This window comes from Acidovorax sp. FG27 (genome assembly GCF_040365715.1).
In the GTDB taxonomy this organism is placed as follows: Bacteria; Pseudomonadota; Gammaproteobacteria; order Burkholderiales; family Burkholderiaceae_C; genus Paracidovorax.
On record NZ_BAABVY010000012.1, the window covers coordinates 261,123 to 286,902 of the forward strand.

A 25,780-nucleotide genomic window follows, 5' to 3' on the forward strand; every position below is an offset into this window, starting at 1 on the left:
TTGCCTGGGGCTGCTTTTAGCGGCCCATGGTCTGGATCAGGCTGTCGAAGATGCTCTGCGCGATCTGCAGCATCTTGGCTGATGCCTGGTAGGCCTGCTGGTACTGGATCAGCTTGCCGGCCTCCTCGTCCAGGTTCACGCCCGACACCGCCGTGCGGTCGGACTCCAGGTTCTTGGCGATGGAGGTGGACAGGTCGGCCGCGTACTGCGCGGCCTGCGTGCGGGTGCCGATCTGCGCCATCAGGCCGGCGTAGCCGTCGCTCATGGTCGATTCGTCGAACATCTTCGCGTCGCGCAGGTTCATGAGCGCCGTGCCGTTGCCCGCGTTGCGGGTGTAGGCGTCGCCGTATTGCGGGTCCAGCGCATTGCCGACGGTCACCGTGTCGCCCGCCTTGGGCGTGCCCTGCAGCGTGATCGACCAGCCGTTGATGGTGATGGGCTGGCCCGACACGTAGGCCTGACCGGCCGCCAGCGTGGTGGGCGGGTTGGTGCTGCGGTCCAGCGCGTCGAAGGTGACGGGCGTGGTGGCGTTGAACTGCAACTGCACCCCGCCGGCGATGGGCGGCACCGCGGCGGGGTTGGCATTGCCGGGCAGCACCAGCGGCGTGGGCTTGCCGGTGGCCTGCAGCGCGGCCAGTTGCAGCGTGCCGCCGTTGCTCTTGCCCATGGCCGCGTTGATCGGGTTGGCCACCGCCAGGTCGCGCGGCGAATACACCGTGGCCTGGATGTTGGCCGCCGGCGCGGCGAACGGCTTGAACAGCATGCGCTCGCCGGGGGCGCCGGCGGCCGTCAGGTTGAACTGCAGGCCGTCGATCTGCTGGCCCGAGAGGTTGGTGAGGTCGGTGAACGGCGTGGCCTTGCCGTCCGACAGGCGCACCACCTGGCCGGCCGGCGGGGTGGTGAAGCGCACTTCGTAGTCCGAGGCCGCGAACCGGGCCGGGTCGGTGTAGCTGGCCGTGCCCACGGCGGTGCCGCTGGAGTAGCCCTGGGCGCTGGTCTCCACCGCGAACAGGTCCTTGCCGGGCACGCCGTCCAGCGTGAGGCCCAGCTTCTGCTGCGCGTTCATCGTCATGCCGATGGCCTGGGCCATGCGGCCCAGCAGGTTGCGCGCCTCGGCCAGGTCGGTGTTGGCAAAGCGCAACAGGCCCGCCGCCTCGCCGCCGCCCAGCAGGTTCTCGTCCAGCTCGATCGGCGTGGCGCCGGCGGGGTTGAACGTCAGCCGCATCTGGCCGCTGCCGGGGAACAGGGTGGATTCGCGCACCGACACGGGCGTGGCGTTGGTGCCCAGCACCAGCGGCTGGCTGCCGGCCACGAACAGGCCCACCGTGCCGTCGGTGGCGGGGATCTGCGTGGTCTGCACGTACTGGTTCAGCTCGCGGATCAGCTGCTCGCGCCGGTCCAGCAGGTCGTTGGGCACCTGGCCATTGCCCTTGGTGCGGGCGATCTGGTCGTTCACCTGGGCCACGCTCTGGGCCAGGTTGTTGATCTTGTCCGTCAGCCCGCCCAGTTGCTCGTTCACCGAGTAGGCGACCTCGCCCAGCTGCTCGGCGGCCGATCGCATGCGACCGGCCATTTCGCTCACGCGGGTCAGGGTGACGGTGCGGGCCGTGATGTCGCTGGGCGAGGCCACCACGTCGGCCAGCGAATTCACCATGTCGGTGATCGAGGCGCCCAGCCCCTTGGTGCCGCCCGGGAAGATGTCCTGCACCTGCGACAGCCGCTGCGCGCGCGTGGAGTCCGCCGCCTGCACGGCCCCGGCCGCGGCGGCCTGGCGGGTGAGCAGCTCGTTGTGGTTGCGCAGGATGGTCTGCACGTCCACGCCCTGGCCGATGTAGCCGCCGCCCGTGAACTGGCCCTGCACGGTCTGCAGCGACACCGTCTGGCGCGAATAGCCGGGCGTGTTGACGTTGGCGATGTTGTGGCCGGCGGTCTGCAGGGCCACCTGGTTGGCCAGCAGCGCGCGGCCTCCGACGTTGAGCAGGCTCATGGTTCAGTCCTCGGGCCTGCGTTCATGCCTGCGTGTTCGACGCATGGCGCGCCACGCTGGTCGGCGCCACGCCCACGGTGCTCTGGATGGCGCGGCTCAGCTTGCTGGCGTACTGCGGATCGGTGGCGTAGCCGGCTTTCTGCAGCTCGGCCGCGTAGGCCACGGCCGAATGCGTCTTGCCCCGCGCCTTCTCGTAGCGCGGGTTGTCGTTGATGAGCCGGGCGTAGTCCTTGAAGGAGTCCTCGTAGGAGTCGTAGGCGCGGAACTTGGCCGTCACCTTGCGCGGCACGCCGCCCACGTACTCGGTCGTGGTGATCTCGGCGACCTTGCCCGTCCAGCCCCGGCCGGCCTTGATGCCGAACAGGTTGAACGAATTGCCCGTTTCCTTGCTGCGGATCTCGCTCTTGCCCCAGCCGGTCTCGTGGCCCGCCTGGCCGAGCATGAAGCTGGCGGGAATGCCGCTTTCCTGCGCCACGCGCTCGGCGGCGGCGCGGTGGTGCTGCACGAAGTTCTCGCGGCCCTTGGGCGACGGGGCCGTGCTGTCGCTGGCAGCGCGGGCGCCGCCGGCAGCGGATGCCGCGCCGGCGCGGAAGCGGGTGCTCGCGTCCAGGCCCAGGGTCGAGCCGGGCACCAGCGCCGCCTCGGCGTCACCGCCCATCTGCTGGGCGAGCTGGCGCTGGATGGCTTCGGAGAGCCCGCCCGGCCGCCCCGACATCTGCACCGACAGCTGCTGGTCGAACATGTCGTTGGCCATGTTGCCCTCGGCGCCGTCCAGCAGGCCGGCCTTCATGGTGGCCTCGCGCATGCTCTTGATCATCTCGCGCATGAAAAGCGATTCGAACTGCTTGGCCGCTTCCTTGGCGGCCTCGGGCGTGTTCTGGCCCGCCTGCAGCTTCAGCGCGTTCAGCGAGCGCGCATCCACCGCCAGCTGCTGGCTGGACGAGGCGGACGCGGTGGCCGAGGACGTCGATGACAGGGACATGGCGCGCTCCTTTCCTTGGCTCGTCAGCGGCGGTGCGCCAGACGGGGGGCGCGGGTTGCGGTGGTGGCGCTGGGGTTCATGGTCAGATCACCTCCAGCTCGGCGTTCAGCGCGCCGGCCGCCTTGATGGCCTGCAGGATGGCCAGCAGGTCGCCCGGCGTGGCGCCCAGCGTGTTGAGCGCGCGCACCACGTCGGCCAGCTGCGGCGAGGCGGGCAGCTGCAGCACCTTGCCGCCCTCCTGCTGCACCTGGATGTCGCTCTTTTGCGCCACCACCGTCTGGCCCTGCGACAGCGGCGCGGGCTGGCTGATGACCGGGGTGGAGCTGATGGTGATCGACAGGTTGCCGTGCGCGATGGCGCAGGCGCCCAGCGTCACCGCCTGGTTCAGCACGATGGAGCCGGTGCGGGCGTTGATGACCACCTTGGCCGAGGGCACCGAATCGGGGATCGCCAGCTCTTCCAGCTCGGCGATGAAATTGACGCGGCCGCCCGGGTCCTGCGGGGCGCGCACCTGCACCGTGCGGCCGTCCAGCGCGGTGGCGGTGCCCGCGCCCAGGCGGGTGTTGATGGTCTGGGCCACCTTGCGGGCGGTCTGGAAGTCCGACGCGTTCAGGCCCAGGTTGATGGTGTCGCCGTCGTGCAGCGGGGTGGGCACGGCGCGCTCGACCTGGGCGCCGTCGGGAATGCGCCCCGCGCTCAGGTGGTTGATCTGCACCTTGCTGCCGCCGGCGGCGGCGCCGGCGCCGCCCACCACCAGGTTGCCCTGGGCCAGCGCGTAGATCTCGCCGTCGGCGCCGCGCAGCGGCGTGGCGATCAGCGTGCCGCCCTTGAGCGACTTGGCGTTGCCCATCGAGGCCACGCTCACGTCGATGGCTTGGCCCGGCTGGGCGAAGGCCGGCAGTTGCGCCGTGACGATGACGGTCGCCACGTTCTTGAGCTGCGGCGCGGTGGTGCCCGGAGGCAGGCTGATGCCCATCTGCTGCAGGTAGTTCGACAGCGCCTGCGCGGTGAAGGGCATCTGCGTGGTCTGGTCGCCCGTGCCGTCCAGCCCCACCACCAGCCCGTAGCCGGTCAACTGGTTGCTGCGCACGCCCTGCACGGCAGCCACTTCCTTGATGCGCAAGGCGTGCGCGGGCAGCGCGGCGAGCAGCGACCCCAGCACCGCCAGCAGAACGCAGGCTGTGCGGGTGGCGACGGACGTGGAGGGGGCAGGCAGGGCTTTCATGCCACCGATTGTGAAAGCCGCGCAGTTTCGGGAATCGCCAAAAAGACGCCGGTTCACCCGCTATTTGCCGGCCAAGCCCGCTCGCCGGTCTGGGAGGCGAAAATCCAATGAAAACAGCCGCCGGCGCTTGATGAATAAGCGCGAGCAGCTATGAAAATGATAGTAAAGGCGCCGATGCGGCGCCCCGGCTGATCAGAACGGCGCGATGGAATTGAAGGCGCGGGAGAGCCAGCCCATGGCCTGGGCCTCGCCCTGCGCGCCGCGCCCGCGCGACTGCACGCGGGCGTTGGCCACCATGGTGGAGCTGACCATGCTGCCCGGCTGCAGCGAGCGCGGGTCCACCGTGCCGGAGAACCGCAGCACGTCGACGTTCTCGTTCACGCCGATCTGCTTTTCGCCGGCCACCACCAGGTGCCCGTTGGGCAGCACCTCCACCACGGTGGTGGTGATGGAGCCGGTGAAGGTGTTGGAGCTTTCCGTGCCGCCCTTGCCCGAGAAGGCATTGCTGCTGGTGGCGCCCACGTTCAGCTTGGCGAGGGATTCGCCGCCGAAGAACGGCAGCGCCGTGATGCCGCCCTTGGTGCCCGAGCTGCGGTCCACCGTGGAGGTGGAATTCTGCTTGGCCGACACGTTCTCGACGATCTGGATGGTGACCACGTCGCCCACCAGCCGCGCCCGGCGGTCCTCGAACACCGGCCGGTAACTGGCCGCGTGGAACAGGCTGCCGGTGGCCGGCCCCGTGGGCCGGGGCATGGCGGCGACCGGCGGCGGCGCGGTGGAGACCAGCTCGATCGGGGGCTGGGGGCTGAGCGTGGCGCAGCCGGTGGCAGCGAGCAGCGCGCCGAGGGCGGCGGTTCGCACGAGCAAGGGCATGAGCAGGGGCGAGAAGGTGCGGTGAGACATGGCGGACATCCTGGTGGAGACGGTGCGCATCACAGCTGCGCGAGCTTGGCCAGCATCTGGTCGGAGGTCTGGATGGCCTTGGAATTCATTTCGTAGGCGCGCTGCGTCTGGATCATGCTGACCAGCTCCTCCACCACGTTGACGTTCGAGGTCTCCAGGAAGCCCTGGCGGATCACGCCCAGGCCGTTGGTGCCGGGCGTGCCCTGCTGCGGCGGGCCCGACGCGGCCGATTCCTTGTACATGTTCTGGCCGGTGGGCTCCAGGCCGGCCGAATTGATGAAGCTGGCCATGGCGATGGTGCCGATCTGCTGGGGCTGCGTGTTGCCCGGCAGGGTGGCGGTGACCACGCCTTCCTCGCTGATGCCGACGCTGGTGGCGTTGCCCGGCACGGTGATGCCGTTGGCCACGGGCAGGCCGTTGGAGGTGACGATGCGGCCCTGCGAGTCGAGCTGGAACGAGCCGTCGCGGGTGTAGCCGGTGGTGCCGTCGGGCAGCGTCACCTCGAAGAAGCCGTTGCCGTTGATGGCCACGTCCAGCCGGTTGCCCGACTGCTGCAGGCTGCCCTGCGTGAAGTTGCGGCTGGTGGCGACGGTGCGCACGCCCAGGCCCAGGTGCAGGCCGGTGGGCAGCTGGTTCTGCTCGGTGGTCTGCGAGCCGACCTGGCGCAGGTTCTGGTAGATCAGGTCTTCGAACACCGCGTTGTTGCGCTTGTAGCCGGTGGTGGAGACGTTGGCCAGGTTGTGGGAGATCACGTCCAGCTGCGTTTGCTGGGCGCTCATGCCGGTCTTGGCGATCCAGAGGGAATTGATCATGGCGGTTCCTGGTGGGAAGTCGGGGGCGGGGTCAGCCGTTCAGGCTCAGCAGCTGCGCGGCGGTCTTGTCGTCGTTCTCGGCGGTCTGCAACAGGCGCATCTGCTGCTCGAACTGGCGCGACGCGGCGATCATTCCGACCATGCATTCCACGGCGTTGACGTTGGAGCCTTCGATGGCGCCGGACAGCAGCCGGGCGTTGACGTCGCTGGGCAGCGGATCGCCCGAGGCGGCGCGGAACAGCCCGTCGTCGCCGCGCTTGAGCGGGTCTTCCGGCGTGGGCGTGGCCAGCTTGATGCGGCCGATGGCCTGGGGCCGCTGGCCGGCGACGGTGGCCGTCAGCGTGCCGTCGGCGCCCAGCGCCACGTCGGCGCCGGGCGGCACGTCGATCGCACCGCCGCCGTCCGAGAGCACCGGCAGACCGCTGCTGGCGCTCACCAGCTGGCCGGCCTGCGTCACCTCGAACGAGCCGGCGCGGGTGTAGCCCTCGGTGCCGTCCAGGCCCTGCACGGCGAACCACGCATTGCCCATCGCCATCGCGTCCAGGTTGCGGCTGGTGCGCTGCACGGGGCCGGGGGTGTCCACGAAGCCCGAGGTGGCCTCCAGCGCGAACACGCGGGTGGACGAACCGGTGCCCTGCAACGGCACCGACCGGAAGGTGGACATCTCGGCGCGGAACCCGTTCGTGGACACATTGGCCAGGTTGTTGGCCAGCACCGCCTGCCGCTGCGAGGACGCGCTGGCGCCGGTCATGGAGGTGTAGATGATGCGGTCCATGGAGGGCTCCGTGGTTCAGTTCAGGCGGTGGCCGGGCGCGTCAGCGCAGGTTCACCAGCGTGGACATGATCTGGTCCTGCGTCTTGATGGTCTGCGCATTGGCCTGGTAGGCGCGCTGCGCGGTCATCATGTTGACCAGCTCGGCCGTGAGGTCCACGTTCGACTCTTCCAGCGCGCCGGAGCGCAGGGCGCCGAAGTTGCCCTCGCCAGGCGTGCCGGTCACGGCCTGGCCGGACTCGAAGGTCTCCACCCAGTTGTTGTTGCCCACGGCGGACAGGCCCTGCGTGTTGCGGAAGCTGGCCAGCGCCACCTGCCCCTCGGCGCGCGTCACGCCGTTGGAGTAGCGCGTCATGACCATGCCGTTGTTCTCGATGTTGATGCCCGTGAGGTCGCCCGAGGTGTAGCCGTCCTGCGAGAGGTCGGACACCGAGAACGCCTTGCCGCTTTGCGTGACCTTGTCGAGCTGCACCTGCACGGTGTAGTTGGGCAGCGCGTTCGGGTTGGGCGGGGTGGGCGTGATGGTCAGCGGCAGCTGGAAGCCGCTGGCCGGCGGCGTGGCGGCCGGCCCGGTGAGCACGCCGTTGTTGTCGAAGGTGAGCTGGCCCACGGCCGTGGCGGCGGGGTCCAGCGAGTCGTACACGTCCCAGGTGTTGGACCCGTTCTTGGAGAAGTACAGGCTCACCGGCTTGGCCACGCCCTGGCTGTCGTACACGTTGATGGAGGTGCCGTAGGTGGAGCGCGGCGTGGCGGCCACGGGCGGGGTGGCGGCGGGGTTGCCGGCCGCGTCGGGGGCGCGGGCGTCCAGGTTGAACGACGCCGTCACCTTGGTCGTCTGGCGCGCCGGGATGGGGGCCGAGGTGGGGAACTGCAGCGGCACGGCGCTGCTGGCGGTGCGCGCTCCGGTGGTCGGGTCGATGGCATAGCCCATGACCTGCGCGCCGCTGTTGGTCACCACGCGGCCGGACGAATCGAGCTTGAAGTTGCCGGCGCGCGTGTAGGCGCGCGAGCCGTCGGGCTGCTGCAGCGTGAAGAAGCCGTTGCCGTTGATGGCCACGTCCAGCGTGTTGCCGGTGACCGAGATGTTGCCCTGGTTGAACTGCTGCGACACGGCGCCCACTTCCACCCCGATGCCGGCATTGCTGCCGCCCGACGAGCCGATGGCGCTGGCCACCAGTTCGGCGAATTCGGCGCGGGAGGCCTTGAAGCCGGTCGTGCCGGAGTTGGCGATGTTGTGGCCGATCACGTCCAGATTCTTGCTGGCGGCGTTCAGTCCGGAGAGGCCTTGCTGGAAACTCATGGTGTGCTCCTGGGGGAGGGGAAGAGGGGGTGTGGGGAGAGCGGGGGCGGGTGCGGGGTTAGAGCACGGCGCGGATCTGGCCGTAGTTCACCGTCGCGCCGGAGTCCAGCGTGAGGGTGAGGGCGCCGTTGGCCGAGCCGGTGCCGGTCACCCGCGAGGTGACCAGCGGGGTGGATTCCACGGCGCCGTCCTTGGTGGAGGCCACCACGCGGAACTTCAGGTCGCTGGTGTTGCCGCTGTACTTGCTGGAGTCCCACGAGAATTCGTGGCGGCCCTTGTCCTGGGCGCCCATCTCCACCGTGCCGACCACCACGCCGCCGGGCGTGACGATCTCCACGCGCGTGTCGGTGGCGGTGCCGGCCAGCTCGAACTGGCCCTTGCTCACGCCGCTGGCCGTGGTCAGCTTGTCGCCCTCGGCCAGCACCGAGCGGCCGATCATCTGCGTGCCCTGCAGCGTCTGCATGGTCGAGAACTGCTCGGCCATGGTCTGCATGGTCAGGTTCAGCGTCTGGATGCCGGTCACGGTGTTGATCTGCGCCATCTGCGAGGTCATCTGCGCGTTGTCCAGCGGGTTCATCGGGTCCTGGTTGTTCAGCTGGGCGACCAGCAGCTTCAGGAACCGGTCCTGCATCGCGCTCGGGTCGGTCGAGGCGGAGGTGGACTTGCCGGAGGTGTTGGCCGTGGTGGCGGTGGAACCGACGGGGTTGAGGATCATGGCGGCGTCTTTCGGGCGAAGAGGTAAGGCAGGGCGCTCACTGGCCCATCTGCAGGGTCTTGAGCAGCAGCGTCTTGGCGGTGTTCATGACCTCGACGTTGTTCTGGTAGGAGCGCGAGGCGGAAATCATGTTGACCATCTCCTCAACCGCGTTCACGTTGGAGTGGGAGACATAGCCCTCGGCGTCGGCCGAGGGGTGGTTCGGGTCGTGCACGCGGCGCCCGGGCACCTGGCTTTCCTGGATGGCGCTGACCCGCACGCCGGCGGAGCTGTCGGGGCCCATCGGCGCGGTCTGGAACACCACCTGCCGCGCCTTGTAGGCCTGGCCGTCGGGGCCGGCCACGGCCTCCACGTTGGCCAGGTTGCTGGCCACGGTGTTCAGGCGCTGCGACTGCGCGCTGATCGCGCTCGACGAGACGTTGAAGATGGAGAACATGGACATGGCGGCGTCGCTTTTCCGGGGGAGGCGGTGGCGGGTGGGTGTAGTTGGGGCTGTCGGGCGGGCGCGGGTCCGTCACTGGCCCTGGATGGCGCTCAGCATCGTCTTGGCGTTGCCGTTGATGAAGCGCAGCGTGGCTTCGTAGCGCACGGCGTTGTCCATGAAGGCAGCGCGCTCGCGGTCCATGTCCACCGTGTTGCCGTCCATGTTCGGCTGGGCCTGCACGGCGTAGCCCAGCGTGCTGACCGACAGGCCGCCGTTGCCGGTGCCCGCCACGGCCGACGGCAGCGGAATGTGGCGCGGGTCGGTCGTGCCGTACTGGCGCGCCGCGCCGCCCTGCAGCGCGGCGGGGGCGCGGCTGCTCGCGGCCGATGCTTCGCCGACTTCGCGCAGCGCGTCGGAGAACTTGAAGTCCCGCGCCACGTAGCCGGGCGTGTCCGCATTGGCGATGTTGCTCGCGAGGGCGCGCTGGCGCTCGGAACGCAGCAGCAGCGCGTTGCCGTGGAAGTCCAGCCGGTCGGTCAGCTTGTCGAGCATGCGGTCCTCGCTCTCGGGGTGTCGGGATGGGATGTGCGGGTGGGTGGGATCAGGAGTCCACGCGGATTCCTGGCGTGCAGCGATTGTGGAATTCGGCCGGTTTTCCTAAAGCGGGAAGAACGCAGGAAACGGCGGGCAGTTCGGCCCATCGCCGCGCGGACGGGCGCCTACAGTCGCTGCGGTGGCCCGGCGGGCTGGCGCCCTCCGCGCGGGCGGCCCGCCCGCCATGCCGTGGCCATGCCGTGATCTTTGCCGTCGTTGTCGTCCCAGGAGGTGTTCCATGTTCCGCAGCCCGCCCTCTTCGCCCTTGCCCATCGCGGTGCCGCGCACGCGCGCGCGCCGCGCCGCCTGGGGGCTGGCCCTGGGCATGGCGGTCTCCCTGGGCGCGCTGGCGCAGGGCCAGGCCGACACGGCGCAGGACGGCGAGCTGGGCGCGCTGTCCGCCCGCTGGCTCAACGACGCGGTGCAGGCGGCGCAGGTCAATGGCGCCGCTGCCGGCCTGCCGCTGCGCATGGAAGTGAGCGTTGGCTCACTCGACCCGCGCCTGCGCCTGGCGCCCTGCAGCCGGGTCGAGCCCTACCTGCCTGCGGGAGCACGCCTTTGGGGCCGCACGCGGCTGGGGCTGCGCTGCCTGGACGGGGCCACGCGCTGGAACGTGTTCCTTCCTGTGACCGTCAAGGCCTTCGGGCCGGCGTTCGTGCTCACCAACAACGTCGCCTCGGGCACGGTGCTGACGGCGGCCGACGCGGCCGAGTCCGAGGTGGACTGGGCGGCCGACCAAGCGCCGGTCGCCGCGAGCCCCGACGCGTGGGTGGGCCTGACGGCCACCCGCCCGCTGGCCGCCGGGCAGACCTTGCGCCAGAATATGGTTCGCGCGCCCGACGCGTTCAAGGCGGGGGCGCAGGTCAAGGTGGTGGCGCAGGGCCCGGGCTTCGCGGTCACCTCGTCCGGCCAGGCCATGAGTGCCGGCGCCGTGGGCCAGAATATCCGCGTGCGCATGGCTAATGGCCGTGTCATCGGGGGTGTCGTTGCCCAGGATGGGACGATAGAGGCGGCCTTGTAACGTCTTGAATTCAATAAAGGCCTCAAGTCCATCCCGGAACCGCCGAAAAGAGGGGTACTGTGCCCCACATCGGACGGGGTGGTGGAGAGAGCAATGAAGATAGGTCAGAACCCAGATATTGCGAACGCGGTATCGCAGGCTGCCGCCAAGCAGCAGCAAGCGAAGGCCCCCGCAGCCACGGCGCAAGCCGTCGCCCAGACCATATCCACGGCCGCCGCCGGTGTGCCCGTCACGTTCTCCAGCACCGCCCGGGCGGTGGAGGCCACGGCCCGCAGCGGCGCCGAGTTCGACGCCGGCAAGGTGAAGGCGGTCAAGGCCGCCATCGACCAGGGCACGTTCACGGTCGATGCCGAAGCCATCGCCGACAAGCTGCTGTCCAACGCCGAGGAAACCTTCTCGCGCTTCCGCGGCTGACGGCCCGCCCGGCGCCCGCCGGCCCCGTGGCCGCCGCCAAGCTTGGCGCCCCTGAATGCACTGCATGTCCCTCGAAGCCACGCTCTCCACCGTCGAAACGCAATTGCAGGACGTGCAGGACGCGCTGATGGCGACCGACCCCCTTGCTCTCGAACAGGCCGCCACCCAGCTGCGCGTTGCGGCCACCACGCTGTCGCAGGCCCTGGCCGGCAGCGGCAGCGGCGCGCAGGCGTCGCCGCTCACCGAAGCCCAGACGCAGCGCATCCGCGCCATCGGCACCCGCCTGCCCCTGCTGCGCGACCAGCTCGCCCGCCTGCTGGCGCTGACGGAGCGCCAGGCCGCCTCCCTGCTGCCCCCCGCCCAGGGCGTGATGACCTACGGCAGCGGGCCGGGGCAGGGCGCGGCGCGGGGCGCACGGATCTACCGCGCACCGGGTTGAAAAGCAAAAAGGCCGACGAATGTCGGCCTTTTGTGTTTATCGGCGGCGATCTCTGTATATCGCTGCCTCGAAATTCAGTGCGACCGCATCTTGGCCCGCAGCCGGGCGATGGACTGGCTGTGCAGCTGGCACACGCGCGATTCGGTCACGCCCAGCACGGCCGCGATCTCCTTCAGGTTCATATCGTGCTCGTAGTACATGCCCATGATGTACTGCTCGCGCTCGGGCAGGGTCTTGATGGCGGCCACCAGCGACGCCTTGAGCCGCTGGTCGCGCAGCACGGCCATGGGGTCGGCCTCGCTGTCGGCGACGTGGCGGTCCAGGAAGCTGTCGTCGTCGTCATCGCCACGGCCCATGTCCTCCAGGTAGACGAGCTGGGTGCCCCGCACCTTGCCCAGCAGCGACTGGTAGTCGTCCAGCGACATGCCCAGCTCCTGGGCGATCTCCGATTCGAGCGGGCTGCGGCCCAGCTTCTGCTCGATGCGCTGCACGGCGTGCTCGATGTCCTTCTGGCTCTTGCGCGAGCTGCGCGACATCCAGTCGCCCTCGCGCAGCTCGTCGAGCATGGCGCCGCGGATGCGCTGGCTGGCGAAGGTCTCGAACTGCACGCCCTGGGCGGCTTCATAGCGCGAGAGGGCCTCGGACAGGCCCATCATGCCGACCTGGATCAGGTCGTCCAGCTCCACGTTGGGCGGGAGCTTGGCGATCATGTGGTGCGCGATCCGCCGCACCAGGGGCACGTGCTGGCGGATCTGGGCATCGCGATCGAGCTGGCCTTTGGCGGTGTACATGGGAATCAATGGCTCCGAACGAAGTGCGCTGGGGGCTCGGCGGTCAGTCGGTTCGTGGGCAGGGCGGGCATGCCATGGTCCATGGTGCACGCGTTTTCGAGCAGCTGCAAGGCCAGGCGCTGCACGTCCTGCGGGCTGCCGGCCCGCACGATGGTGGTGCGCGGCGTGTGGCCCAGGTGTTCGGCGGCGCAGCGCTGCAGCGTCTCCAGCGCGCCGCGCGCCGTCTGGGTGCGCCGGGGCTCCGAGGGGCCGGGGGCCACGACCGAGGCCACGGTGCACTGCACGCCGGCATGCACGGTCATGTGCTTGAGCTGGCGGTAGCTCTGCTCGACCCCAGGTGCGTCCGGCGAGGTCATCACCAGCGGCAGGGCCGGGGTGCCGCGCAGCAGCGGTGCCATGAGCGGGTGCTGGGCATAGACCACCACCAGCGAATAGGCGCGGAAGATCGGCTGCAGGCGCTGCATCACGGCCACCTCGCCGCGGCTGGCGCGCTCGGCCAGGCACAGCAGGCCATAGGCGGCGGGTACCACCGCGAGCGAGGTGGACGTGGACGCGCCGCGCGAGAGGCTGCCGCCCTGCCAGTCGGGCGAGGCCAGCAGCTGCTCCAGGCCCGGCGCGTCGCCGGTTTCGCGGGCGGTGCCGTCCAGCACCACCACGGGGTAGCCCAGCCGCTGCAGGCTGGAGCAGACCTGCCAGAGCGTCTCCAGGCCCATGGTGGCGTCGGGCTGGCTCAGCACCGCCAGCCAGCGCAGCTCGGCCTGCGGCGTGACGCTCGACAGGCCGAAACCCTGGTGCAGTCCGGTATCAAGCAACATCGGCCAGCCCCCGTTCGGCGGACAGGTCCGGCGACTGCGAGAAGAAGAAATTCAGATCGGACGCCTTGGGGTCGAAAGCCGACTTGACCGGCGAGCGCATGGAGGCGCCGACCAGTTTGTGCGCGTCGGCCGCTTCCCAGTCTTCCGGCACGCGCTGGCCGTTGGTCACGCCGCGCAGCACCATCTGGTGGCGGATCAGCGCGTCGATGGACGGGCCGAGCTTCACGGCTTCGTCCACCTTGGAGAGGATGGCCTGCTGGGATCCGGCGGTCTTGAACGCGCCCAGTACGTCGTCGAGCGTGTCGCCGTGGCAGCCGGCGTTCAGCACCAGCAGGCGGTTCACGTGGGGCAGGTCCAGCACGTCCAGCATGTCGCGCTTGCGCGGGTCCCGCGGGGCCACGCCGGTGGTGTCGATCAGCACCATCTTCTTGCCGCTCAGGAGGCCCAGCAGGTCCTGCAGCGCGGCGCGGTCGTGCGCCAGGTGGGCGACGATGCCCAGCATGCGGCCATAGGTGCGCAGCTGTTCGTGGGCGCCCACGCGGTAGGTGTCGAGCGTGATCAGGCCCACGCTGCCGGGGCCGTGGATGCGGGCGCAGAGCGCGGCCAGCTTGGCGGTGGTGGTGGTCTTGCCGACGCCGGTGGAGCCCACCATGGCGAAGATGCCGCCTTCTTCATAGAGGGGGCGGGCGTGCGAATCGGTGCGCAGGTTGCGCTCCAGCACTTCCATCAGCCAGCGCACGGCGTTGCCGGCCGACAGGTCTTCCGGCATGCGTTCCAGGATGCCGCGTGCCAGAGCGGGCGAGTAGCCTGCGCGGATCAGCTTGAGCATCAGGTTCGACTGGATCGGGTCCTGCTTGGCCTGGCCCAGCCAGGCGAGCGTGTTGAACCGGTCCTCGATCAGCTCGCGCATGGACTGCAGCTCGTTCATCAGGCCCTGGGGGGCGGATGCCTGGGCCAGCGAGGGCGCGGCCGCTGCCGTGCGGCGCGCCGGCGGCGGCTCGGGCAGGTCCATCGGAATGGAGCGCACCGGGTTGTGGCGGGCCACCGGCACGGGCTGGGCGGCGGGCATGCGGTGCTCGCGCGGCGCGGGGTGGTCGGGCACGCGATCGGCCAGGGCCGGCGCGCCGCCGGCTTCGTTCAGCGCTTCATGGCGGCGGCGCAGCATGCGCTCGCGCACGTAGTCCTGGAACGACAGGGTGCTCATCGCCAGCTGCTCGGTGTCCTGCTCGACCACTTCGCGGCCATTGCCCTGCTGCGGGCGCGAGGGCATGCGGGCGCGGGTCTCGGCGGCCATGTCGGCGGCGCGGTCCTGCAGCCGGCCTGCGGGCGCCGCGGCCAGGGCGCGGGGCGCGGGCTGGGCGGGCGCCAGCGGCGCAGGCATGGAGGCGGGGGCCGCGTCCAGGCTGCTGGAGAGCGTGTCTTCCGCCGTCGCCACCACCTCCACGCCGTTGGCCGTGGGGCGGTTCGACAGGATGAGCGTGCCTTCACCAAAAGCCATGCGCGCCTTGGCCAGGGCCTCCCGCGAGGTGGGAGCGTTGAAGCGTTTGATGTTCATGCGGATGCACCTCTGAGGATCGGGCCGATGCGGATGGTGTGGGTTTCAGGGATCTCGCTGTGGGCGAGCACCTGCAGGCGGGGGGCCACGCGGCGCACCAGGCGGGCGATGGCGTTGCGGATCGGGTCGGGCACCAGCAGGCAGGCCGGCAGGCCCATTTCTTCCTGCTTCATGGCCACTTCGGCTGCCTTCTGCGTCAGGATGTCGGCCACGCCCGGGTCCAGCGAGGGGCCGCCGGCGTTGCCCAGGGCCTGCACCAGCAGGCGTTCCAGGCCGGGCTCGATGGCGATGACGTTGAGTTCGCGCGTCGGGCCGTAGATCTGCTGCACGATGGCCGGCGAGAGGGCGATGCGCACGCGGCGCGCCAGCTCCACCGGGTCGCTGATGGTGCCGGCATGCTCGGCCAGCGTCTCGACGATGGTGCGGATGTCGCGGATGTGCACAGACTCCTCCAGCAGCAGCTGCAGGACTTTCTGGAACGTGGCGATGGAGACCATTTTCGGAACGACTTCTTCGATGAGCTTGGGGGCCAGGCGGGTCACGTGTTCCACCAGTTGCTGCGTCTCGGTACGGCTGAGCAGCTTGGCGGCTTGCACTTGCATCAAGTGTGACAAATGGGTCGCCATCACGGTTTCCGAATCAACGACCGTAAAACCGGCCATTTGTGCCGCTTCCTTCTGGTGTTCGTCGATCCAGTGCGCCGGCAGGCCGAAGGCCGGGTCGGTGGTGGCCGTGCCGATCAGCGGCGTGGTGATGCCGCCGGGGTTGATCGCCAGGAACATGCCGGGGAAGGCCTCGCCGTCGCCCACCATCACGCCGCGCAGGGTGATGCGGTAGGCGCTGGGCTTGAGTTCCAGGTTGTCGCGCACATGCACGGCGGGCGGCAGAAAGCCCACCTCCTGGGCGAACTTGCGGCGCACGCCCTTGATGCGGGTCAGCAGGTCGCCTTGCCGGGTCTTGTCCACCAGCGCGATCAGGCGGTAGCCCAGCTCCAGGCCCAGCAGGTCCACCGGCTGCAGGTCGTCCCACGAAGCCTCGCCATCGCTGACCGGTGCGGGGGCTTCTTCGACGGGGGCAGGGCGCTTGGCGCGCTGCATCAGCACCCAGGCGCCGTAGCCGAAGCCCGCGCCCATGATGAGGAAGACGGCATGCGGCATGCCCGGGATGACGCCCAGCAGGATCAGGATGCCGGCCGTGATGCCCAGCACGCGCGGCGACATGAAGAGCTGCTGCACGATCTGGCGGCCCATGTCCTCTTCCTTGCCCACCCGCGAGATCACCATGGCGGCGGCCACCGAGATCAGCAGGCCCGGGATCTGCGCCACCAGCGCATCGCCCACCGCCAGCAGGATGTAGCTGTTGGCGGCCTGGCCGGCCGACAGGTCGTGCTGCAGCATGCCGATGGCGAAGCCGCCGACGATGTTGATCACCAGGATCAGGATGCCGGCGATGGCGTCCCCGCGCACGAACTTCGAGGCACCGTCCATCGAGCCGAAGAAGTTGGCTTCTTCCGCCACTTCGGCGCGGCGGCGGCGGGCTTCCTTCTCGTCGATGAGACCGGCGTTCAGGTCGGCGTCCACCGCCATCTGCTTGCCGGGCATGGCGTCCAGCGTGAAGCGGGCCGAGACTTCGGCGATCCGTTCGGCGCCCTTGGTCACCACCACGAAGTTGATGACCACCAGGATGGCGAACACGATCAGGCCGACGGCGAAGTTGCCGCCGATCAGGAAGTGGCCGAAGGCCTCGATCACCGCGCCGGCCGCGCCCGGGCCGGTGTGGCCTTCCAGCAGCACCACCCGGGTGGAGGCCACGTTCAGCGACAGGCGCATCAGCGTGGTCAGCAGCAGCACCGTGGGGAAGGCCGCGAAGTCCAGCGGACGGATCATGTACGCCGCCACCATCATCACCATCAGCGCGACGGCGATGTTCAGCGTGAAGAAGGTGTCCAGCAGCCAAGCCGGAATGGGCAGCACCATCAGCCCGAGGATGGCCACCACCAGCAGCGGGGCCGCCATGCCCTGCAGGGCGGAGCCCCACTGGCGAACCGAGTTCATCGAAGGCGTTTTCATGGCGCGTTACCTGCCGGGGCGGTGCCCCGCGTGTGGTGCGGATCGAGTTCGGGCGGAACGAAGGGGTCGGGCTGCTGCTCGGGCATGCGGCCTTCGCCGCGCAGCGCGGCCTTCAGGCGGTACACATAGGCCAGCACCTGCGCCACGGCGGAATAGAGCTGCGCCGGGATGGCCTGGTCCAGCTCGGCATTGGCATAGAGCGCACGGGCCAGCATGGGCGACTGCAGCACCGGCACCGAATGCTGGTTGGCCAGCTCGCGGATGCGGAAGGCCAGCAGGTCGGTGCCCTTGGAGATGACCTGGGGCGCGCTCATCGTCGCCTCGTCGTACTTCAGGGCCACGGCATAGTGGGTCGGGTTCATCACCACGAAGTCGGCCTTGGGCACGTTCGCCAGGCTGGCGCCGTTGGCGATGTCGCGCGCCTTCTGCCGCATGCGGCCCTTCACCTCGGGGCTGCCCTCGGACTGCTTGTGTTCCTGCTTCACTTCTTCGTGCGACATCTTCTGCTTGGACTTGAAGAAGAAGGCCTGCAGCGGCACGTCGATCACGGCGGCGATGAACACCACCAGCAGCAGCAGCACCATGCCGGAGGTCACCCAGTCGGCCGCCTGGCGGATGGCGATGGGCGAGGGCTGCAGCACCAGCATCGCCACCTTGTCGATGCTGGAGCTCAGGAAATTCCAGGCCACCACGGCCAGGATGCCGGTCATCAGCACCATCTTGGACACAGTGACCAGCTGCTGCTTGGAAAACAGGTTGGTGAACCCCGAGATCGGGTTCAACCGGCTGAACTGCGGGGTGATGGGCTTGAAAGAGAAGATCCAGCCCCCCGAGCCCATCGCGCTGCCCACGGCGGCGAGGATGGTCAGGCCTGCGAAGGCGCCGCTGGCCACCAGGCCGATCACGGCCATCTCCGACAGCCGCTGGACCATCGTGCCCGAGGCGTGCACCGTGGCCGCGTTGAAGGTGAGCTGCCGGGCGAGGGCGTGTTGCAGGTGTTCGACCAGCGACGGCATTAGCATCAGCACCGCCGCCGCGCCCATGCCCAGGATGGCCAGATGCGACAGGTCGCGCGAGCGCGACACCTGGCCGTCCTTGCGGGCCTGGCGCAGCTTCTGCTCTGTAGCGGGTAGGGATTTGTCTTGGCTGGAACTCATGACGGCATGACGGCTTAAGTCATGCGATTGTCGTGAGCGGCCCCGGAAACTAAAGGCCGAATAGCGGGCACGAAGCGCCGCTATTCAGGCGTGGAGGCAGGCGCGGGATCGGGTGCGGGATCGGGTAAAGAGGGACGCCGGACGGGCATGCCAGGGCCCTTGCTATGTCTTTCGTAGCTGCTCCCGCTGGAGCCATAAGACTTTGCTGGCCAAAATCACCTGAAACGCCCGAGGGTGCAGCGCGGGCAGCTCTTGTTTTGAGAGCAAGCCGCTGCCGGGCCGGCCCTGGGCACCGGGGCTTGCGTCCGTCAGAAGCCCAGGCTGGCCAGCAGGTCGTCCACCTCGGACTGGCTGGACACCACGTTGGCGGTGTTCTCCGGGTCGACCACCGGGCCCTGCAGCGGCTCGCGCGCCGGCTCGACGGCGGCCACGGCGGCCTGCATCTCGGGCGGCGCGGTCTGGATCAGCAGCTGCACCAGCTGCTGCTCGATGGTGCTGGCCAGGTTCACCACCCGGGCGATCACCTGACCGGTCAGGTCGTGGAAGTCCTGCGCCATCATGATCTCGGTGAGATGCACGTCCGCTTCCTTGGTGACGCGCTCCACGTCGGTCAGGAAGTTGAAGATCTCGCCCTTGGCCACCGCCGCCACCGGGTCGGCGACCAGCGAATTGACCACGCGGCGGGTCTCGGCGGCGATGAAGTCGTGCTGCGCCTTGGCCTGCTCCACGCGGCTGAGCACCTTCTCGGCCGCCTCGCCCGTCAGCCGGGCGATGTACGAGAGGCGGCTCTGCGCGTCGGGCAGCTCGCCCATGGAGCCGCGCAGCTTGTCGGCATAGCCCAGCTCATTGAGCGAATCGTGCAGCTGCCGTGTCAGCAGGCCGATCTTCTGGTGAACGTCGTCGCCGCTCGCGTCCGCCGCGGCATTGCCCGGTGTTTCCATGGTTCACAGCCCCATTTTCTTGAGGATCAAAGTCACCTTCTCTTCGAGCGTGGCTTTGGTAAATGGCTTGACGATGTATCCGGCCGCGCCACCCTGCGCGGCCGCGACGATGTCTTCCTTGCGCGCCTCGGCCGTCACCATCAGCACCGGCAGGTGCTTGAGCTTGTCGTCCTTTTTGATCTCGGCGAGCAGCTGGAAGCCGTTCATGTTCGGCATGTTGATGTCGGTCACGACGAAGTCGAACTTGCTGTTGCGCAGCTTGTTGAGCGCCACGACGCCGTCTTCCGCCTCGTCGGCATCGGTGAAGCCGCTTTCCTTGAGGAGGTTGCGGACGATGCGTCGCATGGTGGAGAAGTCGTCAACGATCAAAAAACGAAGGGCAGTGGTCACGGGGACCCTTTCGGTCGGAAATTACTGTGTGGGATTGTCGTGGGCCAGAGCGCTTGTGACAAGCTGTTACGGCCGCCCGGCGGGTGGGGAATTGTCAGCGGTTGGTTCAGGCGCTGCCTGGGAAGCGGCCGCGGCCGCTGGCGTGGCACCCTTGCCGAGCAGCCGCTCTTCGGCTTCACGCGTCAAAACCGTGATGGTAATGCGCCGGTTGATGGGCGCCCGGGGGTTGGCGGGCTCCAGCAGGTCGCTGGCGGCCAGCCCGACGACCCGGCCCAGCTTGGAATCTGGCATGCCGGCCGCCACCAGCTCGCGCCGCGAGGCGTTGGCCCGGTCTGCGGAAAGCTCCCAATTGCTGTAGCCCCGGTCGCCGTTGCCATAGGGCGCAGCGTCGGTGTGGCCGGCCAGGCTGATGCGATTCTCCACACCCCCCAGGGCCGTGCCGATCTCGCGCAGGATGTCGCGCATGTAGGGTTTCACCAACGCGCTGCCGCTGTCGAACATCGGGCGGTTCTGGTCATCGACGATCTGGATCTGCAGCCCGTCGGGTGTCACGTCGATGCGGATCTGCGAGCGGAACTCCTTCAGGCGGGCGTTCTCGGTGATCACCGCGTCGATCTTGGCCTGCAGCGCCTTGATGCGCATCTGGTCCTGGCGGGCCTGCTCGGCCTTGGCCTGCCGGGCCTGCTCGGCCCTGCCGCTTTCCACCGTCATGCGCCGGCTGGAGGTGGTCGATTCCGAATCGGCCCGCTTGACCTGCCCGTGCACCTTGGCCAAGTCGCTGCCGCCGCCGGGCAGGATGCTGGAGCTGTTGCCCGAGCCGTCGCCGCCCTGCATGGCGACCTTCATCGGCGACGAGAAATAGGCCGCGATACCCTGCAGCTCGCCCTTGGCGGTGGAGCCCAGCAGCCACATCAGCAGGAAGAAGGCCATCATCGCCGTCACGAAGTCGGCATACGCGATCTTCCAGGCGCCGCCGTGCGCGGCGTGGCCGCCCTTCTTCACGCGCTTGATGATGATCGGTTGGAGTTTCTTTTCCGCCATGGTGTCGATCGCCGTGCCGCCGCCCTGGAGCGCGCGCTTACTTCTTGCCCTTCACGTGTGCTTCCAGCTCGCTGAAGCTGGGCCGGTCGCCCGAGAACAGCACCTTGCGGCCGAATTCGATGGCCGTGGAGGGGTTGTAGCCCTGCATGCTCGCCAGCAGGGTCGACTTGATGCACTGCAGCTCCTTGGCCGCGTCCTCGGTCTTTTGCTCGACCAGGCCGCCCAGCGGCTCGACCACGCCGTAGGCCAGCAAGATGCCCAGGAACGTGCCCACCAGCGCCGAGCCGATCATGCCGCCCAGCACCGAGGGCGGCTGCCCCACCGAGCCCATGGTGTTCACCACGCCGAGCACGGCCGCCACGATGCCGAAGGCCGGCAGTGCGCCCGCCAGGCGCGCCAGGGCGGCCACCGGGGCGTGCGCCTCCTGGTGGTGAGTCTCGATCTCGCTGTCCATCAGCGCCTCGATCTCGTGCGCGTTCAGGTTGCCCGACACCATCATCCGCAGGTAGTCGGTGGTGAATTCGATCACGTGGTGGTCGCTGCCCACGGTGGGGTATTTCTTGAAGATCTCGGACTCGTGCGGCGACTCGACGTCCTTTTCGATGGCCATCAGCCCTTCCTTGCGGGCTTTTTGCAGGATGTCGAACAGCATCGCCATCAGTTCCATGTACCGCGCCTTGGTGTACTTGGAGCCTTTCAGGGCCGTGGGCAGTGCCTTCAGGGTGGCCTTCATCACCTTGGGCTGGTTGTTGACCACGAAGGCGCCCAGCGCGCCGCCCAGGATGGTGATGATCTCGAACGGCAGGGCGTGCAGGATCACCGAGATGTTCCCGCCGTGGGCGATGTACACGCCGAAGATGCAGCCGAGGCAGACGAGGTAACCGAGGATGACGAACATGGAAGGGTCTTGAGGGGCTCAGGCGGGCGAAAAGAGAGGGGCGCCGATGACAGACGCCCGCGCCTGGATACCGATGCTAACAAGGGTATCGGTATGTAGCCTGCGCACTTGAGCGGCGAATGCCCTTCAATTCCCGGGTTGACCGCCGTCCGGCAGCCAGGCGCGCAGCCAACCTTGCAGGTGGCGGCCCTCCAGCATCCAGTCGGCTTCGACCGCTGCCTTCAGCCGGTCGCCCGCCGCGGCGGCCGCGTCCAGGTCGTGGACATGCGACCGGATGGCATCCACCCAGTCCTTGAACCGGTTCTTGACGCGGGTGACCGGCAGCGCACCCTGGTAGGGCCGCACGTCGCTGCACACCACCGGATAGCCGCAGGCGCCGTATTCCAGCAGGCGCAGGTTGCTCTTGCATTCGTTGAAGAGGTTCTGCTCGAGCGGCGCCAGCGCCAGGTCGAGGTTGAGCTGGGCCAGGGCGCGGGGGTAGCGTTCGATCGGCACCGGGCCGTGGAATTCGCGCAGATAAGGCCGCACCGCCTCCGGCGCCATGCCGAAGAAGACCCAGTCGACCTCCTGGTGCAGCGCCTTGACCACGTCGACGATCAGTTCCAGGTCGCCCTGGTGGCTGATACCCCCGGCCCAGCCCACGCGCGGGCGGCCACCGGCGCGCCGGCTGCTCTGCAGGCCGCGCCACCAGCGGGGGGGCAGGCGGTTCTGCACCACGCGCAGGTCGTCGTGGAAGCCGGCGAAGGCTTCCGCCAGCGCGGGCGTGGAGACGACGAAGCGGTCCGCCAGCGCCACCGAGCGCCGCAGGTGCCGCAGCACGTCCTTGGGCATCTCGCTGCGGTGCGTGTTCTTCATCGGCAGGTTGGGCAGGTAGTCGTCGAGTTCGGCCACCATGAAGCTCGGGCGCAGGCGCCGGATGCGCTGGATCAGCTCGATCTGCGGCTCGGTCACCTGGCGCTGCAGCACCAGCGTGTCGGGCTGCAGGCGCTCCAGTTCCTCCAGCGTGAAGTAGCGGCCGCTGAACCGCGCATCGGCGATGCCGCTCGCGTGCATGGCGCGCACGGGCTCCAGCACCCGGTAGTGGCCGCAGCCGGCGGTGTCGGCGGCCAGGGCCAGCACCACGGGCTGGGGGCGCCAGGGCAGGGGGCGTCGGTTGGCGGCGGCGTCGGTCTCGACGTCGAAACCGGTTCCGGCCAGGGTCAGGTTGGGGTTGTAGGCGCCATCGTGCGCGATGGCGGGCAGCCACTTGCGGTACATCGCGTCCTGCTCGGCCATGAAGCGCGCGCGCTTGGCTTCCTGCGTGGCCGCATCAACCGACTTCTGGCTCACATTGCCCTCGTGCAGCAGCACGGCGTGCGGCGTCCAGACGATCAGGTAGCCGGCCTGCCGCACCTTCAGGCACAGGTCCACGTCGTTGTAGGACACCTTGAACGCCTCTTCGTCGAGGCCGCCCACCGCGTCGTACACCGAGCGCCGCACCATCATGCAGGCCGCCGTCACGGCGCTGTAGTTCTGGTCCACCTCCAGGCGGTGCATGTAGCCCGGCGCATCGGCCGGCAGCCCGATGAACGGGTGCTCGGCCGGGCCGCGCAGCCCAAGCACCACGCCCGCATGCTGGATGGTGCCGTCGGCATGCAGCAGCTTCGCGCCGACGATGCCCACTTCGGGCCGCTGCGCGTGGTTGAGCAGGGCGTCCAGCCAGTCGCCGCGCAGCGTGGCGGTGTCGTTGTTCAGCAGGACGATGTATTCGCCCCGGGCCTGCTGGACGGCCGCGTTGTTGATGGCGGAATAGTTGAACGGGTGCGGGTAGCGCAGCACGCGGATGCGCGGGTCGCCCAGCGCCTGCAGCCCGTCCAGCCAGGCGCAGGCGGCGGGCTCCGTGCTCTGGTTGTCCACGAGGATGATCTCGTAGTTCTGGTAGGTCGTCTTCTCCAGCAGCGAGCTGACGCAGCGCTCCACCATCGCGAACTGGTCCTTGGTGGGGATGATGATGGAGACGGGCGGCGTCCCCGCGTGGCCGTAGCGGATGCGGTAGCGCCCGGGCAGGCTGGAATCCACGCGGGCCTCGGTGTAGCCGCGGGCATGCAGGTGCCTCGCGATCGCCTCGACCTCGGCCGGCCGGCTGGCCAGGTGCGGCAGGGCGGAGACGAGCAGGGGTTCGCTGACGTGGCCCAGACCGCCGATGCCGTCGGCAGCGATCAGCCGCAGGATGAGGTCGAACTCCGCCGCCTCGGCGGCCTCGGGATCGAAGCCCTCCGCCTGCAGGAACGCCTCGCGCCGCCACAGCCAGTGCCCGGCCATGGCCTGCGGGCACGACAGCAGCAGGTCGAGATTGAAGTCCGGGCGAAAGAGCGTGCCCCAGCTGCCGTTGCCCGCCCGCACCAGCTCGTCGGCATAGACGGCGCGGCAATCGGCCACGCCACCGGCTTCCAGCAGCAGCGTCCACAGGCCGTAGGCGGTGAAAGTCTCCCCGGCCTCCACGATCAGCAGCCAGTCGGCGGCATGGGCGGCGATGTCCCGGTTGACCGCCGCCGGCCAGTCCGCTGCGGACGCCGCCACGCAGGCCACCCCCTCCTGCTGCGGGCCGGGAGACGGGGTCAGCACCACCGCCTGCAGATCCAGCCCCGGCACCCGCAGGGCCTGCAGGCTGGCCAGCGTGGCAGCCACTCGCGCGCCGTCGTGCTGGGCGTCGCGCACGTAGATGCGCAGGCAGAGCGGTGCGGCCGCCGCCTCCAGCGCCTCTTTCATCTGCTCCACCTGCACGGCGCTGGGCTGGCGCGCGGCGAGCCAGGGCCCCAGTGCGTCGAGCAGCGGTGGCTCTCCGCGGGACATGCGCTCCAGGCGGGTGCCCAGGTCGACGGTGTCGAACATCCCGGGGGTATCCAGCGGGGTGACGCGGACGAACTGGTTGTTGTGCGGCCTGACCCACCCCCGTTGCCTCAGCGTGCGCCGGAAATAGGCGTAGCGCTCCCTGCCGATCTGGGAGTGGATCCGGCCGAGCTGGCTGGTCTGCTCCTGCGACACCCGCAGGCAGGAAAGCGGCGCCTGCAGCAGCGCCAGATGCCCCTGCCGCAGCAGCTGCACATGCAGGGTCATGTCGCCCAGCCAGTAGACGGGCTCGTTGTCGAGCGAGAACTGCCGGCCCGCGAGGGGCAGCACATCGGCGCGGCGCACCATGACGGTGCTGGGCTCGCCGATGAAGTTCAGGGTCCAGTCGGCCAGAACCGAGACGAGTTCCGCCCCCTCGATCAGAACGTCCTGCGTGAAGGGATGCTGGGTCGCGGCGATGTCGCCCTGCCGCTGGCCGTGCTCGTCGATGACCACCCGGCGCGTCGAAACCAGCGAGACGTCCGGGTGCCGGTCCAGCACCTCGGCGAGGGTTCGCAGGCAGTCGGGCAGCAGGATGTCGTCGTCGTAGAGGAACTTGATGTAGTCGCCCCGCGCCAGCCGGATGCACCGGCCGACGTTGCCTTCCTCGCCCAGCGGCTCGGCATTGCGGAAGTAGCGGACGGCGACGGGCGAGAACCGCAGCGCCAGGCCGCCGTCCAGGTAGGGCGCCACCGCGCGTTCCACGGCGTCGCCCCGGCTGTCGTCGCAGACCACGATCTCGAACGAGTCGAAGTCCTGCGTCAGCGCGCTCTGCAGCGCCGCGTCGAGGTATGTCGCCTTGTAGGCCGGGATGGCCACCGTGACCCGCACGGGCCGGCCGGCGTGCCCGGCGTCCTGGTCGCCTTCGGGCGGCAACGCCCGCGGCACCAGCCAACTGGGCTGGCTGCAGCCCGGCTCCACGGGCTTGCGCCCCACGTGCAGGACGGACCCCGGATCGATCCCGAACTCGGAGAACGCGGCATCGCCGAAATCGGCCAAATCCAGCGCCTGCATGGCAAAGCCTGCCTGCCGCAGGCGCTCCAGGAAGTCGGCCTTGGCATAAAGCCGGATGTGGTCGTCCTGGCCGAACCGGCGCCAGCGCTCCTCGACGCGGCTCTCCTGCGGGTCCTCGTCGGTGGCGGTGGCCGTGGTCAGCAGGGGCACCATCAGGATCGCGCAGCCTCCCGGCGCCAGGACCCGGTGCAGTTCCCGCATCGCGGCCCGGTCGTCGCCGACGTGTTCCAGCACGTGCGAGCAGACGATGAGATCGAACGAGGCATCCGCGTACGCCTGCATGTCGGTGATGTCCACGCGGTCGTCGGCCAGGGGCGAATACAGATCCGCCGAGCGGTAGTTGCGGCCGCCCAGCCCGCGCAGCATGGCCGACAGCGCCGGCGCTGGCGCGATGTCCAGGATCCGCAGCGGCGGCAAACCGGGGCGCAGCAACTGGCGCCGAACGAAGTAGGCATACAGGCGGTCGCGGTCCGATGCCATGCAGGCGGGGCAGCTGTATTGCCGGGTGTTCAGGGTTTCGAAGTCGTCCAGCGAGAACGCCGCCCGGTGCTGCTTCAGGGACGAGGCGTAGTGGTCCGGTACGGGCAGGAAGTGCTCCACGCCGCTGCCGCAGACCGGGCAGGTGAAGGGAGCGGATGTGTCTGGTGCCATGG

General features: G+C 69.2%; 23 protein-coding genes. 3 read left to right on the top strand and 20 right to left on the bottom strand.

Annotated elements, in window-relative coordinates; all coding sequences use genetic code 11:
- Positions 1-16 precede the first annotated feature (16 nt).
- The 10 genes from flgK to flgB all read right to left on the bottom strand — a co-directional run bounded on the left by flgK (position 17) and on the right by flgB (position 9,672).
- Positions 17-1,987, bottom strand: a complete 1,971-nt coding sequence (gene flgK, locus ABWV53_RS17130) for a flagellar hook-associated protein FlgK (RefSeq protein WP_353367356.1) — start codon at positions 1,985-1,987, stop codon at positions 17-19.
- 22 nt (positions 1,988-2,009) lie between these two features.
- The gene (gene flgJ, locus ABWV53_RS17135) at positions 2,010-2,969 is read right to left on the bottom strand and encodes a flagellar assembly peptidoglycan hydrolase FlgJ (RefSeq protein ID WP_353367357.1); all 960 of its coding nucleotides are present in this window, start codon (positions 2,967-2,969) and stop codon (positions 2,010-2,012) included.
- Positions 2,970-3,051: 82 nt separating this feature from the next.
- A complete protein-coding gene (locus tag ABWV53_RS17140) occupies positions 3,052-4,194 on the bottom strand; it encodes a flagellar basal body P-ring protein FlgI (protein ID WP_353367358.1) in 1,143 nt (380 codons plus the stop codon).
- A 192-nt stretch (positions 4,195-4,386) separates the two neighbouring features.
- The gene (locus tag ABWV53_RS17145) at positions 4,387-5,097 is read right to left on the bottom strand and encodes a flagellar basal body L-ring protein FlgH (RefSeq protein ID WP_502903925.1); all 711 of its coding nucleotides are present in this window, start codon (positions 5,095-5,097) and stop codon (positions 4,387-4,389) included.
- A gap of 29 nt (positions 5,098-5,126) precedes the next feature.
- On the bottom strand, positions 5,127-5,909 hold the full coding sequence (gene flgG / locus ABWV53_RS17150) for a flagellar basal-body rod protein FlgG (protein WP_353367359.1): 783 nt from the start codon (positions 5,907-5,909) through the stop codon (positions 5,127-5,129).
- Positions 5,910-5,940: 31 nt separating this feature from the next.
- The gene (locus tag ABWV53_RS17155) at positions 5,941-6,684 is read right to left on the bottom strand and encodes a flagellar basal body rod protein FlgF (protein ID WP_353367360.1); all 744 of its coding nucleotides are present in this window, start codon (positions 6,682-6,684) and stop codon (positions 5,941-5,943) included.
- A 40-nt stretch (positions 6,685-6,724) separates the two neighbouring features.
- The gene (flgE, locus tag ABWV53_RS17160; RefSeq protein WP_353367361.1) at positions 6,725-7,981 is read right to left on the bottom strand and encodes a flagellar hook protein FlgE; all 1,257 of its coding nucleotides are present in this window, start codon (positions 7,979-7,981) and stop codon (positions 6,725-6,727) included.
- Positions 7,982-8,039: 58 nt separating this feature from the next.
- Positions 8,040-8,696: a flagellar hook assembly protein FlgD gene (locus ABWV53_RS17165; protein WP_353367362.1), complete on the bottom strand. Its 657-nt coding sequence runs from the start codon at positions 8,694-8,696 to the stop codon at positions 8,040-8,042.
- Positions 8,697-8,733: 37 nt separating this feature from the next.
- Positions 8,734-9,138: a flagellar basal body rod protein FlgC gene (gene flgC, locus ABWV53_RS17170; RefSeq protein ID WP_353367363.1), complete on the bottom strand. Its 405-nt coding sequence runs from the start codon at positions 9,136-9,138 to the stop codon at positions 8,734-8,736.
- Between the two features lie 72 nt (positions 9,139-9,210).
- Entirely contained in the window at positions 9,211-9,672 is a 462-nt protein-coding gene (gene flgB / locus ABWV53_RS17175) for a flagellar basal body rod protein FlgB (RefSeq protein ID WP_353367364.1), read from the bottom strand.
- Positions 9,673-9,952: 280 nt separating this feature from the next.
- On the opposite strand from flgB, the gene flgA reads away from it, so the two are divergent.
- The 3 genes from flgA (at position 9,953) to ABWV53_RS17190 (ending at position 11,588) form a co-directional block, all read left to right on the top strand.
- Positions 9,953-10,735 (top strand): flagellar basal body P-ring formation chaperone FlgA, encoded by a 783-nt coding sequence (flgA, locus tag ABWV53_RS17180; RefSeq protein WP_502903926.1) that lies wholly within the window; start codon positions 9,953-9,955, stop codon positions 10,733-10,735.
- A 93-nt stretch (positions 10,736-10,828) separates the two neighbouring features.
- The gene (gene flgM, locus ABWV53_RS17185) at positions 10,829-11,149 is read left to right on the top strand and encodes a flagellar biosynthesis anti-sigma factor FlgM (protein ID WP_353367365.1); all 321 of its coding nucleotides are present in this window, start codon (positions 10,829-10,831) and stop codon (positions 11,147-11,149) included.
- A 64-nt stretch (positions 11,150-11,213) separates the two neighbouring features.
- The gene (locus ABWV53_RS17190) at positions 11,214-11,588 is read left to right on the top strand and encodes a hypothetical protein (RefSeq protein WP_353367366.1); all 375 of its coding nucleotides are present in this window, start codon (positions 11,214-11,216) and stop codon (positions 11,586-11,588) included.
- A 74-nt stretch (positions 11,589-11,662) separates the two neighbouring features.
- On the opposite strand, the gene ABWV53_RS17195 is transcribed toward ABWV53_RS17190, so the two are convergent.
- The 10 genes from ABWV53_RS17195 to ABWV53_RS17240 all read right to left on the bottom strand — a co-directional run bounded on the left by ABWV53_RS17195 (position 11,663) and on the right by ABWV53_RS17240 (position 25,778).
- On the bottom strand, positions 11,663-12,379 hold the full coding sequence (locus tag ABWV53_RS17195) for an RNA polymerase sigma factor FliA (protein WP_353367367.1): 717 nt from the start codon (positions 12,377-12,379) through the stop codon (positions 11,663-11,665).
- A gap of 5 nt (positions 12,380-12,384) precedes the next feature.
- Positions 12,385-13,194 carry a hypothetical protein gene (locus tag ABWV53_RS17200; RefSeq protein ID WP_353367368.1) on the bottom strand — a complete coding sequence of 270 codons (810 nt, stop codon included), beginning with the start codon at positions 13,192-13,194 and terminating at the stop codon, positions 12,385-12,387.
- Entirely contained in the window at positions 13,184-14,749 is a 1,566-nt protein-coding gene (gene flhF, locus ABWV53_RS17205; RefSeq protein ID WP_353367369.1) for a flagellar biosynthesis GTPase FlhF, read from the bottom strand. Before flhF ends, ABWV53_RS17200 begins: the two co-directional genes overlap by 11 nt.
- On the bottom strand, positions 14,746-16,818 hold the full coding sequence (flhA, locus tag ABWV53_RS17210) for a flagellar biosynthesis protein FlhA (RefSeq protein WP_353367370.1): 2,073 nt from the start codon (positions 16,816-16,818) through the stop codon (positions 14,746-14,748). Before flhA ends, flhF begins: the two co-directional genes overlap by 4 nt.
- On the bottom strand, positions 16,815-17,975 hold the full coding sequence (locus ABWV53_RS17215; RefSeq protein ID WP_353367371.1) for an EscU/YscU/HrcU family type III secretion system export apparatus switch protein: 1,161 nt from the start codon (positions 17,973-17,975) through the stop codon (positions 16,815-16,817). The genes flhA and ABWV53_RS17215 overlap by 4 nt, the downstream gene beginning before the upstream one ends.
- Positions 17,976-18,283: 308 nt before the next feature.
- A complete protein-coding gene (locus ABWV53_RS17220; RefSeq protein WP_353367372.1) occupies positions 18,284-18,916 on the bottom strand; it encodes a protein phosphatase CheZ in 633 nt (210 codons plus the stop codon).
- Positions 18,917-18,919: 3 nt separating this feature from the next.
- On the bottom strand, positions 18,920-19,306 hold the full coding sequence (cheY, locus tag ABWV53_RS17225; RefSeq protein ID WP_353367373.1) for a chemotaxis response regulator CheY: 387 nt from the start codon (positions 19,304-19,306) through the stop codon (positions 18,920-18,922).
- A 66-nt stretch (positions 19,307-19,372) separates the two neighbouring features.
- Positions 19,373-20,347: a flagellar motor protein MotB gene (gene motB, locus ABWV53_RS17230; protein WP_353367374.1), complete on the bottom strand. Its 975-nt coding sequence runs from the start codon at positions 20,345-20,347 to the stop codon at positions 19,373-19,375.
- A 37-nt stretch (positions 20,348-20,384) separates the two neighbouring features.
- A complete protein-coding gene (gene motA / locus ABWV53_RS17235; RefSeq protein ID WP_353367375.1) occupies positions 20,385-21,245 on the bottom strand; it encodes a flagellar motor stator protein MotA in 861 nt (286 codons plus the stop codon).
- A gap of 126 nt (positions 21,246-21,371) precedes the next feature.
- Complete coding sequence (locus ABWV53_RS17240) at positions 21,372-25,778, bottom strand: glycosyltransferase (protein WP_353367376.1); 4,407 nt, start codon at positions 25,776-25,778, stop codon at positions 21,372-21,374.
- Positions 25,779-25,780: the final 2 nt, after the last annotated feature.